Origin of the sequence: Microcoleus sp. B3-D2 (genome assembly GCF_036705345.1) — a bacterium.
In the GTDB taxonomy this organism is placed as follows: domain Bacteria; phylum Cyanobacteriota; class Cyanobacteriia; order Cyanobacteriales; family Microcoleaceae; genus Microcoleus.
In genome coordinates this window covers 34,758-51,971 of the sequence record NZ_JAUBUG010000021.1, presented here as the reverse complement: position 1 = coordinate 51,971, position 17,214 = coordinate 34,758, and the positions used below count along the sequence as shown (strand labels likewise).

At 46.5% G+C, this 17,214-nt stretch carries 10 protein-coding genes and 1 tRNA gene; 8 read left to right on the top strand and 3 right to left on the bottom strand.

Translation table 11 applies throughout. From position 1 onward, the window contains the following. The first annotated feature begins 69 nt into the window (after window positions 1-69). Window positions 70-1,857 (top strand): efflux RND transporter periplasmic adaptor subunit, encoded by a 1,788-nt coding sequence (locus QUB14_RS10640; RefSeq protein WP_333216874.1) that lies wholly within the window; start codon window positions 70-72, stop codon window positions 1,855-1,857. A 449-nt stretch (window positions 1,858-2,306) separates the two neighbouring features. After that, complete coding sequence (locus QUB14_RS10635; RefSeq protein ID WP_333216876.1) at window positions 2,307-2,537, top strand: hypothetical protein; 231 nt, start codon at window positions 2,307-2,309, stop codon at window positions 2,535-2,537. Here QUB14_RS10635 and QUB14_RS10630 read toward each other — a convergent pair. Further along, complete coding sequence (locus tag QUB14_RS10630) at window positions 2,500-6,237, bottom strand: chemotaxis protein CheB (RefSeq protein WP_333216878.1); 3,738 nt, start codon at window positions 6,235-6,237, stop codon at window positions 2,500-2,502. The two genes, QUB14_RS10635 and QUB14_RS10630, sit on opposite strands and share 38 nt — an antisense overlap. 105 nt (window positions 6,238-6,342) lie before the next feature. Then, on the bottom strand, window positions 6,343-6,615 hold the full coding sequence (locus QUB14_RS10625) for a hypothetical protein (RefSeq protein WP_333216879.1): 273 nt from the start codon (window positions 6,613-6,615) through the stop codon (window positions 6,343-6,345). 396 nt (window positions 6,616-7,011) lie between these two features. On the opposite strand from QUB14_RS10625, the gene QUB14_RS10620 reads away from it, so the two are divergent. Then, window positions 7,012-7,359, top strand: coding sequence for a hypothetical protein (locus QUB14_RS10620; RefSeq protein ID WP_333216881.1), 348 nt, complete (start codon window positions 7,012-7,014; stop codon window positions 7,357-7,359). A 200-nt stretch (window positions 7,360-7,559) separates the two neighbouring features. Then, window positions 7,560-7,631, top strand: a tRNA-Gly gene (locus QUB14_RS10615). 477 nt (window positions 7,632-8,108) lie between these two features. On the opposite strand, the gene QUB14_RS10610 is transcribed toward QUB14_RS10615, so the two are convergent. Next, window positions 8,109-9,530, bottom strand: coding sequence for an Arm DNA-binding domain-containing protein (locus QUB14_RS10610; protein ID WP_333216883.1), 1,422 nt, complete (start codon window positions 9,528-9,530; stop codon window positions 8,109-8,111). 29 nt (window positions 9,531-9,559) lie between these two features. Here QUB14_RS10610 and trhO point away from each other — a divergent pair, with 29 nt between their 5' ends. The 4 genes from trhO (at window position 9,560) to QUB14_RS10590 (ending at window position 17,199) form a co-directional block, all read left to right on the top strand. After that, window positions 9,560-10,507, top strand: coding sequence for an oxygen-dependent tRNA uridine(34) hydroxylase TrhO (trhO, locus tag QUB14_RS10605; RefSeq protein ID WP_333216885.1), 948 nt, complete (start codon window positions 9,560-9,562; stop codon window positions 10,505-10,507). Window positions 10,508-10,840: 333 nt separating this feature from the next. Beyond that, window positions 10,841-11,497, top strand: coding sequence for a glutathione S-transferase (locus QUB14_RS10600; RefSeq protein WP_333216887.1), 657 nt, complete (start codon window positions 10,841-10,843; stop codon window positions 11,495-11,497). A gap of 196 nt (window positions 11,498-11,693) precedes the next feature. After that, complete coding sequence (dpdE, locus tag QUB14_RS10595) at window positions 11,694-15,029, top strand: protein DpdE (protein ID WP_333216889.1); 3,336 nt, start codon at window positions 11,694-11,696, stop codon at window positions 15,027-15,029. A 268-nt stretch (window positions 15,030-15,297) separates the two neighbouring features. Then, window positions 15,298-17,199 carry a response regulator gene (locus QUB14_RS10590; RefSeq protein WP_333216891.1) on the top strand — a complete coding sequence of 634 codons (1,902 nt, stop codon included), beginning with the start codon at window positions 15,298-15,300 and terminating at the stop codon, window positions 17,197-17,199. The last annotated feature ends 15 nt before the right edge of the window (window positions 17,200-17,214 follow it).

The following is a 17,214-nucleotide window of genomic DNA, read 5'->3' as shown; positions in this document are numbered from 1 at the left end:
AATAATATCGTAATCTTTCTTTACAATATAAAAAAAAAGGAAAGGCTCATACTGGCGAGAGGAACTACCGTGACTAATAAAGTTTTTTCAGAAGCCGAAGAAAAGCAACCCCTTTCCCCCGTAGAGAGCGGGCGCGACAGGAACTCAGCAGTGGATGTAGCTGAAAGTGAAGTCTCAGAAAACTCTCGCTGGCAATTCTCCGCTGAGGAAGATGAACGAGAAGTTGCGCTGGAAGTTCCAGAAATCGAGCAGGAACAAGTTTGGGAACCAGAAGCAAGTGAAGTTGGGCCCCGCAAAGAAATCAGGTGGCCGGCCTTGTTGGCGGGCGCAGGGGTTGGCGTAGCTGCAACGCTGCTAGCAGTACACTTCACAGGGGGCAATCAGAGTTCGCGTCCTGCCGCTCCAATTCCACCGCTAAACCAGCAGGCGGCGGCTCCGACGGTGACAGTGGCGCCTGTGGAATCTGCCCAGGTGGGTGAAACTTTAGAAGCGATAGGCACCGTGGCCGCCTATGACTTGCTGCCGGTGCTGCCACAAGCCAACGGTTTGCAAATCAAGCAGGTGTTGGTGAATGAAGGGGATGCGGTAGAAAAAGGTCAGACGATGGCGGTTTTGGACGATTCGGTATTACGATCGCAAATTGCCGAAGCGCTGGCGGGAGTACAATCGGCCAATTCTACGGTAGAACAAGCCGAAGCTCAGGTACAGCAAGCTCAGTCAGCCCAACAAGAAGCCCAAGCCGGCGTTGCTCAAGCCCAAGCTGGCGTTGAAAAAGCCATCGCTGACGCAGCGCAAGCCAAAACAGGCGTCGGGCAGGCAAGAGCCGGTGTGGAACAAGCTAAAGCCGGTGTCACTCAAGCTAAAGCAGGCATTGCCTCCGCTCAGGCTAAATTAGATCAAGCTCAAAGAGAAGTAAATCGCACCCAAGGTTTGGCTGCTCAGGGAGTAATTAGTCAGCAAGATTTAGAAAGACGCAAGACAGAGCGGCAGACTGCTGTTCAAGACTTGAACAAAGCTAAAGCTGACTTGAATACAGCTTTGGAAGAACAGAATAAAGCAGCGGAAGAAGTGCGATCGGCTATTGCTAAAGTAGCTACTGCTGAAGCTAATATCAGTACAGCTAGAGCCGCCCTCGCCAGCGCTCGTGCAAAAGTGAATACCGCCGGAGCGAGTGTCAGCAGTGCCAGAGCAAATGTCGGAAATAACGCAGCAAGTGTCCGCAGCAATGATGCCCAAGTCAAACAGTTACAAACTCAACTAGAACAAACTATTGTTCGAGCGCCCGATAGCGGCACTGTGGCTGAAAGAATTGGTCGAGTTGGCGATGTTTCTTCGGGAAGTCAAAAACTCTTTTCGATTATTCGCGGCAACAAGCTGGAACTGCAATTGAAAGTGCCGGAAACTCAAGTTTCGCGAGTGCGGCCGGGAACAGCAGTGCAAATTACTTCGGATTCTGACAAGCGGATTAAGTTGTCAGGAACTGTGCGAGATATTTCGCCCCTAGTTGACCCGCAAAATCGGCAAGCTACGGTGAAGATTGATTTGCCCGCCAGCGAGTTTTTGCGATCGGGAATGTTTTTGCGCGCATCCATTTCGACGGCAACGGCTCAAGGTTTGAAAGTGCCCGCTAAAGCTATTGTGCCGCAACCTGACGGCAGTTCTATGGTTTATAAACTTGTGGGCGAGGACAAGGTGCAGGCTCAACCGGTGGAAATCGGGGAAATTTCCGGGGGTGCGGTGGGCGATTTGACTGCTGCTAAGGTACAGATTAAAAAGGGTTTGAAGGCGGGCGATCGGGTTGTTGTTACTGGCGCTGGTTTTCTTAAGGATGGCGATCGGGTTAATGTTGGTAAATAGTTATATGGATTCCGGTTGCACCGTCCGTCATTGTTGACTGTTGACTGTTGACTGTTGACTGTTGACTGTTGACTGTTAACGGGCGGGTGTTGACTGTTGACTGTTGACTGTTGACTCGATTTTATTATTGTGATGCAACCGGAAACGATATCATACCAATTTAAGGTGAAGTTGCACATATCTCGATCCCCCTAAATCCCCCTTAAGAAGACCCACTTTGAGAAGAATCTTGTCCCCCCCTTAGTAGGGGCGGTGCCCCCGTGCCCGCCCTCTTGGTTAGGGGGGATCAGATTCTACGGGGCCTCATAAAAAATTGGTATCAGATGAGGAGATAATATTAGAAATAATCTCAATTGCGGTTGCGCCGGAATGATATCAAATCCGCCCTTCATCGTCCCGATCGAGTCGAATCAAGCTGCCAACCAATAATTCGCGCAATTTTCATTTTTTTGACTCACAATCAACAGTCAACAGTCAACAGTCAACAGTCAACAGTCAACAGTCAACAGTCAACAGTCAACAGTCAACAATCAACAGTCAACAGTCAACAGTCAACAGTCAACAGTCAACAGTCAACAGTCAACAGTCAACAGTCAACAGTCAACACTCAACAATCAACAGTCAACAGTCAACAGTCAACAATCATGAGCTATCTGTTCGTATCGGCAACCTCACGGTAAACGTTGCCCCTTGTCCCTCACCTGAACTTTCTGCATTAACAGTACCGCCGTGGAGTTCTACTAAATGACGGACTATCGAGAGTCCTAGCCCCAATCCACCGTCTCTGCGAGAGTAGCTACTATCCGCCTGACGGAAGCGATCGAACACATAGGGGAGAAAATCAGGGTGAATGCCTTTACCAGTATCGCTAACTTGGATTTGAGCCATGCCATCAATGTAGTCTAATGCGATTTCAATTTTTCCTCCGGCTGGGGTGAATTTAATCGCGTTTGAAAGTAGATTCCACACCACCTGTTGTAAGCGACTTGGATCGCCCAACACGCTTGGTTTTAAAGGACTTAGCCGGGATTCAACTTGAATATTTTTGGCTTCTGCTGCCAAACCAACCACCTCCATCGCATTTTTAACCAGTAGATTGAGCTCAATTGCAATAGCATTGAGCCGAAACTGACCTGTGCTAATCCGCGAAACGTCTAATATGTCATCGATGAGCTGGTTTTGTGCTTTGGCGGCGCGCTCGATCGTTTTTAGCGCCTCCTCGGTTTTAGCCTCGTCAAATTTTTTCAGGCGCAGCAACTGTGCCCAGCCAATCATCGCATTGAGCGGCGTCCGCAGTTCGTGAGAGAGGACGGACAAAAACTCATCTTTCACGCGGTTGGCCTCCTCAGCAGCGACACGAGCCGATTGTTCTTGCATCCGAAGGCTGCGTTCTGTCTCCAACTGTTTTTGCTTGGTGATATCCTCGATCGCCAACAGAATCATCTGTGTATCGCCGATGGGAGGCATTTTGCGGGCATTGAGCAGCATTATTTTATGCCCGATCTGCTCAAAGTCATGCTCGACCTCAAAATCGTGAAACTCGGTCTTTCCTGCCAGAATTTCTTCTAGGAGCGATCGCAACTTGGGAATATTCCACTGTCCGTTACCGAGATCGAAGACCGAGTGTTGCTCAGTGTGGATCGGCATCACCTGAAACGTCTCGTAGAAAGAACGGTTGGCGGTGATCGCCTGTAGTTTTAGATCCAGCACTAGCAAAGGTTCGCGCACGGTTTCTACGATCGTTTCGGCGTAATTTTTCGCTTCCATCAACTGCTGGGCGCTGACTTTGAGATCGTTGATATCCACCAACATCACCACAGCTCCATCAATCTTGTGGTCGATCGTCCGATACGGTCGAATATGCAGATCGTACCAATGACCATCTCGATCTTGAACCTCCTCAACTTTCAAATTGAGGGTGCGGATCACTTCTACAATCATTGGCTCTAACTCCGGCACTATCAACTTGTGAGTGATGTCGCTCAAACAGCGCCCGATATCGCTAGAAATCAAGTTAAAGATCCTTTCGATTGCGGGAGTAAACCGGCGGATTCGCAGGTCGCCTCCCACCATCAGAATCGGAATATTGATGGTGCCCAGGAGATTCTGTAAATCGTTACTCACCTGAGTTGATTCAACATTGCGCCGCTGCAATTCGTCATTAATCGTGTTCAGTTCTTCATTGGTTGCCTGAATCTCTTCTTTTGCGGTTTCGAGTTCCTCATTTGTACTTTGCAACTCTTCGTTGTTCGACAAAATCTCCTCGTTGGCGGCTCTCAAATCTTGGTTGGCGGCTTGATGTTCTTGGATGATCGATTGCAGGTGGTCTTTTGTGATTTTGAGTTCTTCTTGCAGCCTCGCAATCTCCAAACTTTCACCCTCTAAAGTATCGGAGTTGACTTTACCATTTTTTACAGTAGCAGGTATTACAGGGATCGGCGGCTCGTCTTGAAACAAAACTAAAAAATAGTTTTTTTCTACAGCGGCTGTTGGGAATGGAATCACATCAATTATCACGAGGCGGATGATCTCGTTTTCTTTAATTTTCAAGCCAGTACGTTTGACCGGCAACTGCTGCTGCGAGGCCTGTTCAATTGCAGTGCGGAGTTCGACGCGCAATCCTTCTTTTGCCATTATCAGCAAATTCAAGCTAGCCCTACCGGGAGACGGTTCTAGGTAGTCACTCGTCTGTCCTCGAAATTGCAGAATCTCCTTGGCTGTGTTAATTACGACGCCGACAGGCGCATAGTGATTCAAAACAATGCGATCGGCCTGTTTCTCGATTTCCATTTCGTTTAAGCTTTCCATCTGCTGCGGTGGAAAGTTGATGGCTGTCGCAGGGTAGTTGCTAGCAGTTAAATCCATGCTTAGCCAATGCGACACCAGTTTTTTAGTATAAATTTTGCTCTTTTTGTCTAATACCGCAAACAATTCTGAAAAGTCACCAACCGTTTCCGAAGTGCCTAACAGCAAAAAGCCCGCGGGCTGAAGCCCATAGTGGAAAATTGGCAGCAGCTTTTTCTGCAAAGGCTGGCCGAGATAGATCAGCACGTTGCGACAGGTGATCAAATCCATCCGGGAAAACGGCGGATCGCCGATCAGGTTTTGTTTAGCAAAAACGCAGAGTTCGCGCACCGGCTGAGCGATTTGGTATCCGCCCTCGACTTGCACAAAGAACCGATGCAGGCGTTGGGATGAAATATCCGCGACTTGGGCTGGCGTATAAAAGCCACGGCGCGCATGGGCGATCGCATTTTCGCTGATGTCGGTCGCATAAAGCTGAATCGGCAGATCCATACCTCGCTCTGCTAAAAACTCTAACAAGCAGATGGCGAGCGAGTAAGCTTCTTCACCGGTTGAACAGCCGGCCACCCAAATTCGGATCGGTGTTTTCGACGATTTATTTTTAACGATTTCGGGAAAAACATTGCTGGTTAAGGCCTCAAAGCTTTCGGGGTCACGGAAAAAGCTGGTGACATGAATGAAGATATCGTGATAAAGCGCCGTTACTTCTGTCGGGGTGTTTTGGAGATATTCGGCATAATCCTCGATCCGTTCCAGCTTGTACAGCAACATCCGCCGCTGCATCCGTCGCTTCAAGGTGGTTTGTTTGTAGTGAGTAAAATCAACTCCTGTAGCGGCGCGCAGCAACCTATAGATGGTGGCGATCGCATTTTTACTGTTGCTGGCATCTTCACTGGTGGTCGATTCTGCCGCAGGTCGATCGGCCATGTAGGGATGACGGCTGATCTCTGCTATTTTCTGGGCAATTTTTTCTGGTGTCAAGATAAAGTCTACCTGACCCGTAGCCACCGCAGTGTTCGGCATACTGCTGACTTGTGCCGATCCTTCACATTGGGCAAAAGTAATACCGCCTGCAGCCTTAATCGCTTTTAATCCTTGGGCACCATCGCCGTCGCCCCCGGACAAAACGACGCCGATGGCTTGGTTCCCGCGTTCTGCGGCGAGGGAAACCAGAAAAGTATCGACGGACATAAACACGCCGTGTGTTCTGCCGCGAGGCGTTAGCTTCAGCACCCCTCGATCGATGGTCATGCTGACATTCGGGGGGATCACGTAGACCTGGTTCGGTGCTATTTGCATCCCAGATGCCACCTCATGCACGGGCATCTCGGTCGATCGACCCAGAATCTCACTCAACACACTGTCCTGAGTCGGCAACATATGCTGAATTATTACAAACGCCATGCCCGTATCGATCGGCAAATGGCTGAGTAATTGCATAAAGGCTTCCAATCCACCTGCAGATGCTCCTATTCCGACGACTGGAAATAACTCGTTTTGATTTTTTTGTTGCTTTCCTTCAGCATTCATATCAGCTTGAGGTTTAGATTTTTTGAAATTCTTTTTATTAGTCATTTTTTATACCGCCTATCTTGCTGTTTGAATAAATATTATGATGATAAATTTTTTATTTTAATTATATTAATAATTGTATAATAAGATCAAGGATCACGCATCTACCTAGGGATATATTGATTGGCTGCATTCTGCGCGAGCGATTTTCAAATTATTATTATTATTATTATTATTATTATTATTATTATTGAGAGCCATACGGTCTTGATAAAGGCGAGAATTGTGAGGGTTGAAGTCCGTCATAAATTCTACTAATTGTACTGTTGAAAGTAGAGCAAGAGTAAATTTACCACATTCTGCGATCATCGTAGCACTATGAATTTTGGCCACCACAGACTCCATATCTCCTAAATCCGTCCACTCATCAAGGAACTTCAAATCCGAATCTTTTCCGCCATTCTCAACCAGTGGGGGTAGGGAGAAGCTGCGGGTAAAGAAAACTGTACAATTAAGTAGATAAACTTAAAAAAACAGAACACCCTACAGAACGGCAATTAATTTCGTTTTTAGGCAGGTTGTGGCATCGCAAATTCGCTAGCGCCCCGTCGATGTAAACTATCTCTGGATGATTTTCTAAGTGTCTCATCACGCCTTCTTGGGGCATTTTTACCTTTTTAGTCATTTCCCAGGTATCGTCGCTCGCTCGTTGCCAATATTGCTCAAATTTACCAAATACCTCCTGAACTTCTTCTGGTTTTGAAGTTTGAGGCTGTTAATTGGCAGACACAATCTAATAACTGAATTTTTTTTAATTTTCCCAAAATCCGACCCTCCTTGTTAAAATTTTCAATCAAAGTAACAAAAATATATTTTAATTGGCTTCGGGAAATTAGGGAAATCCTAGCAGCACAGCAAAGTTCGGATTCTCAAGACAGGCTGCGGGGGGTAACGGCTGTGAGAAAGGGCGATCCTGCGGTGGCGCTACCGATGTTGCTGAGCAAAGTGGACGATCGCGAGTTTATGGTGCGATCGTTCGTGGCGATGGGATGGCGGCACAGTCAAACTGCGGACTCAATGGCTGCGCGGTTAAAAATGATGCAGTTCGATCGCGCGATCGGAACGTGCGATCCGAAGCCGCTAACTCTTTGTCAAGGTTCGGAACCGAGGCGATTGCTGATTTAGTGGCAGCTTTTGGCCGCAATGACAATTGGCTCGTCTGCCACAGTATCATGGCTCCGTTGTGCGATCGGCGATCGGCCAAAATTGATTGTCAAAATGGTATACTCAAAATCAGAAAATAGTTGTACAATGTTTTTCTAGTCGTTTTTTACCGCTGGGCCTCCACAGTCAAAGAAGGTGAAAGCAAGTAAAAAACCCTAAGCGCGGGCGTAATTCAGTGGTAGAATGTCAGCTTCCCATGCTGAACGTCGTGGGTTCGAGTCCCACCGTCCGCTTGGGCGAACAGTCTTTAAAACTCTTGATTTCTCAAGAGTTTTGGCGTTTCTAGGGCTTGGTATCTGTGGTGGCACAGGATGTTTTTGGAGATAAACATCGGGTTTTGGATAGCTACTTGGAGACAATTTGGAGACAATTTTGACTGTCTCCAAATACAGATCGGGTCGATCGCCTAGCTATGCGAGTACGTCGAGCACCGCCACTATATAGCAGTGCTAAATCAGTCGCAAAATTAATCGAGATCGGAATCCTTGTAGTGCAAGCATCTTTCTCGCGTATGGCGCAAGCAAATCATTTAGGAGTGCTACATCCGCCAATTCCGCCCTCGACTTTTTATGCTTGAGCGCAACAGATCCAACCTTTGATAAAATTTTTCGGCTGGTGGCTTAGGTGTCGGGCTTTTGTCTGGGTCTTTCTCCGCCTTCGAGCTAGCTAAATCTTCCTCAAATGACCCTATAATCAACATATTAACAGCATCAAAGCGGGCGTAAATGCTCCAAAATCTTGCCATCCAAATACACAGAATTAATCACTTTCTCCGACGTATCACACCACTTAGCCACAACTGCACTCGGTACGCCTTTACCAACCTGCTCGCTAATAAAAGTATCCCGACAAGAATAAGGGGTGGTGGTTTTGCGGTCTTCTTCAAACTCGCGAGTTTTCTCAGTAATTGGGTCAACCAACTTATGCCACGTTCGTATAGTGAAATTGCTGTAATTAATCGCCCCGCCCTTCTTGGGTGAGGGAAAAACCAGACTGTTTTTGTCCGTCAAGTTTTCCGGCTGAAGCTTTCTTAAAAACTCGCTCAATTCCTGATTACAAGGAAATTTGCGGCGCTTGTTATTTTTACTACCATCAACCCTAGTTTCCATCCCGCCCGGATGCTGTACACTGCCGTTAAACACAATGTGAGAAAAGTCAGTGGCAATATCGCGCCACCTCAAGCCAACACCCTCAGAGGGACGGCATCCAGTCATAAACCAAAATTGCACCAAAGGGTAATAGAAGCAAAGCTTTTGCCCTGAATAACCCCTACCGTTCCAATTTCCCCTGTGGTTCTTGAAGGCTTCTAATACCAATGCCTTTTCTTCCGTGCTAAAAGCGTTCGGTTCGGGGTCACTTTGCCAGTTGTGTTTTGGTAAATCCGCAGCCATTCCCTGAAACGGAGAGACGGTGAACCCGCTGATGATTTTAAATTTAATCCCCCATTCAACCGCTGCATTTACATAAGTCAATATTCGCTTGGTCATGCTGTTAGTAGTGTCGTCAAGCAGCCACGCGCGTATTTGCAACGCATTATCCTCAGACAAAGCTTGGTAGGGACAGCGGTCAACGTAAGCTTGAATGCTCGTCACTAAATAGTGAAAAGTTGTTGGCTTGACAACAGGTTTTTTGAATTCCAAATATCTCTCAAACAACTGAGTTAGAGTCTGTTCAGGTTTTGGTTTGATAGTCTCAATGACAGTCAAGTGAGTTTGCGGTTTGTACTTTTTGAGGGTAGGGTCAAAACGCTCGAACTTGATGTCGGATTCAATCAGTTGGGCTTTAACTTGTGCCAATTCCCAGTTTTCAGGGGTGTCAGGTAGGTTTAGGTACAGGTACTTGCGATCGCCCCCGTAAATCTGCCTGGGCAACTGCAAGCGCAACCTGCCACTGCGAGTCTGGACAACTACCGATCCTTTCTTGGCTCTACTAGACGTATCGGTCATGGTAAAATGCAAAAAGCAACAGGACAAGGCTAGCACTTTGGAGACAATTTGGAGACAAAATAGGAGACCCAATTCAGCTTTGAGCATACAATCCTCTGCCAGCAGGCGGTTGCATGACCGATACTTACTCGTAAAGCTGAACGTCGTGGGTTCGAGTCCCACCGTCCGCTTTAAATTAATTTTCAAAATTCTAATTAGTCTTATCCAGTCGATATATGGCTTCTTTCTTAACCGCTGCTTTATATAAGTTCGTTGAACTACCGGATTTTGCCGACCTGAAAGCACCGCTACTCGATTGTTGCAACAACAACAACGTCAAAGGCACTATCTTGCTGGCCCAAGAAGGCATCAATGGCACTATTGCCGGCCCGTCCGAGGGCGTACACGCAGTGCTGGCATTCTTGCGTAGTGACCCGCGTTTTGCGGATCTCGTGCACAAGGAATCTTTCTCGGAAAAAGCACCTTTTTACCGCCTGAAAATACGCTTGAAGCGCGAAATCGTCACGATGGGAGTACCCGACATTAATCCCCGCCTCATGGCTGGTAAATATGTTAAGCCGGAGGAGTGGAATAAGCTGCTTGACGATCCCGATGTTGTCGTGGTTGATGTGCGTAACGACTTCGAGGTATCTCTGGGTACTTTTGAAGGCGCTATCAATCCAAAAACAAAAAGCTTTTCTGAGTTACCTGAATGGGTGCTGCGGGAAACTGCTTTACGCAATAAACCCAAGGTGGCAATGTTTTGTACGGGTGGTATTCGCTGCGAGAAATCAACTGCTTTTTTGCGTACTCAAGGTTTTGAGGAAGTCTATCATCTCGAAGGCGGAATTTTAAAATATTTGGAAACGGTGCCCGAAGCAGAAAGTCGTTGGGAAGGTGAATGTTTTGTCTTTGATGAACGGGTTTCTGTTGGTCAGGGGTTAAAGCCGGGAAACTATGAACTTTGTCGCGGTTGTCGTCACCCGATTAGTCAGGAAGATAAGGCTTCTGAATTATTTGTACTTGGTGTGAGTTGTCCTCATTGTCATGACTCAAAAACTGAAACCAAAAAACAAGCCTTATCTGAACGTCAACGTCAGATTGAGCTTGCTAAGCGTCGCAACCAAGTACATATAGGCGCGCGCTACGATGCGAAGGAAAAAGTGGATGGTGCGATCGACTAATATTATTATTCACTAAGCTTAAAGAAACCCCGTTTCTACGAAAAATCTTGTTTAGCGACGAGAAATCTACGAAGAAACGGGGTTTCTGACCCGAAAAACCCGATCGTGCGATCGACTAATTATATCGTTTCCGGCCTTACTGCCGGAATGATATCAAATCCGCGCTTCGGGAGTCGGGCGTAAAGTCGAATCCCGAGGCCAACAAATAATTCGCGCTATTTTCATTTCTTTGACCAACAGTCAACAGTCAACAGTCAACAGTCAACAGTCAACAGTCAACAGTCAACAGTCAACAGTCAAGAATAATTCCGGTGCAACCGGAATTGAGATAATATGTCAGCAAAATACCCGATTTTGTATTCCTTTCGCCGCTGTCCCTATGCTATGCGCGCGCGCTTGGCCTTGATGGTTAGCAATCAGGTGTGTGAGTTGCGGGAAGTTGTTTTGCGAGACAAACCACCAGAGATGTTGGAGGTATCTGCCAAAGGTACAGTACCAATATTAATTGATGTTGACGGGCGGGTACTCGATCAAAGTATCGATATCATGTTGTGGGCATTGAGACAACACGATCCTGAAAAATGGTTGATGCCACAGCAAGGTTCGGTTACAGAAATGCTGGAACTAATCGCTCTATTTGATGATAGGTTTAAATATCATCTTGACCGTTATAAGTACCCGGATCGTTATTCCGGTGTTGATGCCCAAGTACATCGTTATGAAGGTTCTTTATTCCTGGAACAACTCAACTCACGATTAAGTGCCACTAAATATTTATTTGGTAACAATGTAGCATTGGCTGATATGGCGATCGCACCTTTTGTCCGTCAATTCGCTCATACCGATCTAAATTGGTTCAACGAACAGCCTTGGCCTCCGCTACAAGCTTGGTTAGCAGGGTTTACAGACTCAGAAATTTATACCAGTGTTATGCAGAAATACCCGAAATGGGAATCCGGTAATCCAGGGGTTATTTTTCCTCCCTCGTAATTACTTATTCTTATTCGCTGCCAGCATACTTATTAATTCCCAAAAGGTAATTTATCATGCTAAACTTATTGTTTTCAGAATAGCAGATTGACTGTTATTTGACTAGAAAAGTGACGCAGGCAAAAATCGCATTTTGCTAAAAGTTTTAACTGGAAAGGATTTATTGTAATCTAGTAAGTATTGTCAGGTTGTAATTATGATTGATGTTGGTTCGTTAGTTCGATCGCCCAGAAACGATTTGGGAGTCGGAAAAGTTGTCGAGGTATCGCGTACGGATGCTGAAGTTGAATATTTTTGCTCAGTTAAAAACCGCATCCGCAAAACTGTGCCTTTGGGTTTGCTGCAAGAAGCCAGACTTCAGCGCCAAACCCGGTGCTATCTCTGGAGTACCACTCAGGAAAGATGGATAATTGGGCGAGTTTATGACTGGGATGAAGATAAATTAGAGTACGAAATTGACCTCCCCGACAGCCAAAGTTTGCAAGCTGTCGAAACCGAACTTTACGTTCGCTGCAATATCCCGATCGCCGATCCGATCGACATTTTAGCGGTCAAAGGCCAAGAAACGCCGTATTTTCACGATCGCCGATTGGCATTCGTTCAATCTGCGATCGAACAGCGGGCCGTCAGCCGCGGCATGACCGGTTTAATTTCTGCTAACATAGACCTCTATCCGCACCAAGTAGAAGTCGTCCGGCGCGTCCTAGAAGACCCAATCGTGCGCTATTTATTAGCCGACGAACCAGGACTGGGAAAAACAGTAGAAGCTGGCACAATTCTCCGCCAATTTCTGCTAGATGAACCTCAAGGACACGCTGTGGTAGTTGTTCCCAAATACCTGCTTGAACAGTGGCGGCAGGAGTTGGAAAATAAATTCTATTTGTCTCATTTTGCTGACAGAGTGCAGCTTGTTGCTGTTAGCGAAATCAATCAAATTAGCCGCAACGCCAACCTAGATTTTCTGATTGTTGATGAAGCCCATGATGTGGCGGCAATGGCAAATTCGAGCGATCGCGCTCAGCAGCAAGCCTTTGAACTCTGTCAGAAACTAGCTCACAAAAGCAAAAATGTATTGTTATTATCTGCAACGCCAGTTCTCGGCCGCGAGCAAGATTTTTTAACGATGCTGCACTTGCTAGAGCCCACAACTTACCGTCTTGATGACCTGGAAAGCTTCCAAGAACAGGTGCAAAACCGTCAAGAAATCGGTCGCGCTTTGCTGGATTTCCGAGAAAATGCCAAGCCTGCTGTTTTGCAAACAAAACTAGCTCAACTCCGCACTCTTTTTGCCAAAGATGATTATTTAATCGGATTAGCAACCGAGTTAGAAAGTTGTTTGAAAACGGAAGAAACCGCAGAACAGGCTCGGCTTGTCCGAACTATTCGCACTCACGTTAGCGATACCTACCGCCTGCACCGCCGCATCCTTCGCAACCGCCGCGATGCGGTTGAAGATGTGATTTTCGATCGAGATGCTGTCCCCAAAACTGAGTACGATCTGAATGATGAACAGTGGTCGGAAATACAAACCGTACTCGATAAATGGCGCACAGTCGCTCCCAAGTCGAGCGAATATCAGAGAATTTTTCTGCTGTTTTTCCGCGCTTCCGGTACTTGGCTGAATGTTTTAGAACGGGTTGTCAAAGCTCGCTTGCAGAAAAAATCGACTCCAGAACTCGATCGCGAATTTGGACAAAATGACACGGCAATTTTGACCAAAACTGCGCTGTTTCCCGAAGAAAGGGAAATGCTGGAAACCTTGCTCAACAGCCTCGAAAAGCCCCAGGAAGGACTCGATCGACTGAGTTTGTTACGAATCGCCATTCTCCGATTTCTCGCAGTTGCTTTGAAGGTTCCGCGCGAGTATCACAGCAAACCTCGCGATTTGCTGTCGAGAATTCAACAGCAAATTAAACGGCCGATTCCGGGCGAGCGTTTCCCGAAAATTGTGATTTTTACCAGTTTTACGGCAACTTGTAAAGAGATTGCGGAAAATTTAGCGAAAATCTTTGGTAAAAATGCGATCGCCAGCCATGACACGAGCAAATCGGCTGATGATGTTGAGGCTAGTCTCAAGCGGTTTAAGACTGAACCGCATTGTTTTATCTTAGTGTGCGATCGTTCGGCGGAAGTAGGGGTAAATCTACAAGTGACGGATTGGTTAGTTCACTTCGATTTGCCGTGGTTTCCCAACCAGTTAGAACAAAGACTCGGCAGAGTCGATCGCATTGGCAGCAAAATGGGAGTGCAATTTTGTTTGTTTGCAGGCCCGGATTTGCCAGAGAGTCCCCACGAAGCTTGGTTTCAAGTTTTAAAAGATGGGTTTGATATCTTCAACAAATCTATTGCCAGCCTTCAGTTTTATGCTGAGGAAAAACTTCTCAAACTTGAAGAAAAGTTGTTTGCTGAGGGAGGCAAGGGTTTATCCAGCGAAATTGAATCGATTAAAACTGAAATCGAACAAGAGAAAATAAAAATAGACGAACAATACGTTCTCGATGAAATTGATACTCTTGAGGACAGCGCATCTCAGTATTTTGAATCTCTCGACAACTGCGATGCTAAGCATAAAGAAATGCAGCGGGCTACTGAAGGTTGGTTGTGTCAAGCTCTTCACTTCAAACAAATCGAACATCCGAGTATCTCGGGGTTGATGCGCTATAAACCTACTCAAAAAACGTTAATTCCCTCGAACGATTTGATGACCAGATTGGTTCCTTATTGCCAGCAATATGGCAGTTACAATCGCCGTATTGCTTATCAGAATGCGGAGGTGGCTCTTTACCGCATTGGTGAGGGATTGATCGATGCACTTGGCTCTTATATTCGCTGGGACGATCGCGGTCAAGCTTTTGCCATGTGGCGACATGATGAAAGTTGGGATGCGGAGCCCGGGAAGGAGTGGTTCGGCTTTCAGTTTAATTATTCAATCCAGACTGATGTGCAGCCCGCCGAGCAAGTTTTGCAAGCACAAAACATCGAAAATTACAACTTGAAAGCTTTGCAGCGCCGCGCTGATGCTCTGTTTCTCCCAACTTTTGAAACTGTGTTTGTAGATGCTCGCAGCGAGCAGATGTCACTGGTGGAAGATGCGGAACTTCTGGCGATTTTGCAGCGGGCTTATAAGGGGAAAGGCGGGCCGAATCGGGATTACAATTTGTCGAAAAATCGCACGTCGCTGATTGACAGTTTTGTCGATCCGCTAGAATGGGATGATTTTTGTCAAAAGGGACGGGTGGTATCCGAGGAATTGCTGCGCGGGCGATCGGCTTTTGTGGAAATGTGCGATCGATCTGCTGTCACTGCTGCTATCCAACTCGAAAACCGGGTGAATCAATTGCAGTTGCGGTTGCATCGACTTTCTAAATCCGAACAACTTTTAGAATCGGTTTTGGCTGATGAAATCAATACCGAAAGTTTGTTGAGTCAAGCGGTTTTAGCTGGTATTCGCCGCCCAAACCTGACTCTCGAATCTGTTGGATTTATTGTGATTTCTGGGCGTCCTCCTGTAAAGTCGGAGGATGAAGGATAATTTGTTTGGGAGGGCGATCGCTCTTTTTGGAGGCGTTCGCTCTTTTTGAACCGCAGATGCAGGCAGATAAACGGGGATGCACGCAGATGAAGGAAAGGGCGATCCGTTTTATCTAAACTGCGGAAGTGACAGCAATTTTTAGGTTATGGGACTGCAAAAATGGTAAGATAAAAGGAGTAGTAATGAGTAGCAGTGATTTAGTTAAAAGCCACGCTTCGGCCTGACATCAAAGCGCGTCATCGCATGGAAATTGAACCGCACAGCCAAAATGAAGAAGTCTCCGATAAAAATTCTGCTAGTAGAGGACGATGGAGGGCTGAGTGCAACACTGGCTAAGGTGTTGGAAGCAAATCATTACGGGTTCGATCGGGCCAATGATGGACAAGTGGGCCTAGACTTGGCAGCAGCAATTGAGTACGATCTGATTTTGTTAGACGTGCAGGTTGCCAAACTAGATGGAATTAGTCTATGTCGGCAACTGCGATCGCAAGGCTACTGCAAACCGATCCTGTTAATGACTGCAAAGGATTCAGATGCGGAGGTGGTGGCTTTTTTCGATGCGGGGGCCGATGATTACATCGGCAAGCCTTTTGTTACGGAAGTATTACTGGCAAGGATACGAACTTTATTGCGGCGCAGTAAAGCACTTTCCCCAGGAGGTTCTACTCAGAATTCAGCGGCTAATACATTGACTTGGGGAAATCTTTGTTTAGATTTAGATTCTGGTAGGGTGACATTTGCTGAACAAATAATTTCACTGACAGCGACAGAATATAATCTGCTGGAACTATTACTGCGAAATCCCGATCGCATTTTTAGCCGCAGTGCTATTTTGGATCGTCTGTGGGGATTTGATGACGCACCAACCGATCGCGCTATTATCACTCATATTAAGGATGTCAGAAAGAAACTGAAGGCAGGCGGCTTAATTGAAGAAATTATCGAAACAGTTTATGGCATGGGCTATCGGCTGAAACCGTACTCCCAATCTGCGTGGTCTAGTTCAAATAATCCTGGGATTGAGCGCACCAAAAAACATCAATCTCGCGGGATAGATAAGTCCGCGAGCGACAAAGTGTTAGAGCGGTTTCGGGGAGGCTTCAACCAACAAATTGCTGTATTGGAGCGGGCAAAAACTGCTCTATTAGCAGGAAATTTAGAAACTGAATTACAGCAAGCGGCAAAACATGAAGCTCATAAATTGTCAGGCTCTTTGGGCTCTTTTGGTTATCCCGAAGGCTCGAAATTGGCACGCTCTGCAGAGCATTTGCTAATCAAAGATGGCTCTTTCACTGCTGAGGAAATTACCCGCTTTTCGGAAGTGGTGACAGGATTACAGCAGGAATTAGCCAAAACACCGATTACATCAACGGCTGTACCAGTTTCTACTTCAATTGTCAACTATCGGGTTTTGGTAGTTGATGATGATGCTGCATTAACGGAGCGATTGAAAGTAGAATCGGAAGCTTGGGGATTTCGGATGAAAATTGCGCCGAATATTACTGCTGCTCGATCGCGTCTTGCTTTGTCAATGCCCGATGTGATGTTACTAGATTTAAGTTTTGCAGAGACAGAGGAAGATGGATTGACGCTACTGCGAGAACTGACCGAGCGATCGCCTAACCTGCCTATAATTGTCTTTACCGGACGAGATAGCCTTGCCGATCGCTTGGCAGTATCGCGCTTAGGTGCTAAGCAATTTCTCCACAAACCTGCAACTACCGAGCAAATTTTTCGAGCCATCGCCCGTGTTTTACCCAGTCCCAAAACTTCAGAAGCCAAAGTCTTAATCGTAGATGATGACCCTGTGATGCTGGTTAAATTATCAGCGTTACTGACTCCTTGGGGAATTGAGGTGACAAATCTCAAAGAACCACAGCAATTTTGGGAGGTGTTAATTAGCACTGAACCCGATTTAGTAGTGCTGGATCTAGAAATGCCGATCGTCAGCGGCTTAGAATTGTGTCAGGTAGTCCGACAGGATATCCAATGGGAAAATTTACCGATTTTAGTGGTGACAGCCCATACCGATCCAGAATCTCTCCAACAAGCCTTTGCAGCGGGAGCCGATGATTTTATTACCAAGCCGATACTAGGGCCTGAATTAGTCACGCGGGTACTCAGCCGAATCAAGCGCTCTCGTCCTTTACTTAAGCCTGGAAATACTTAAATAGAACTTACGCAC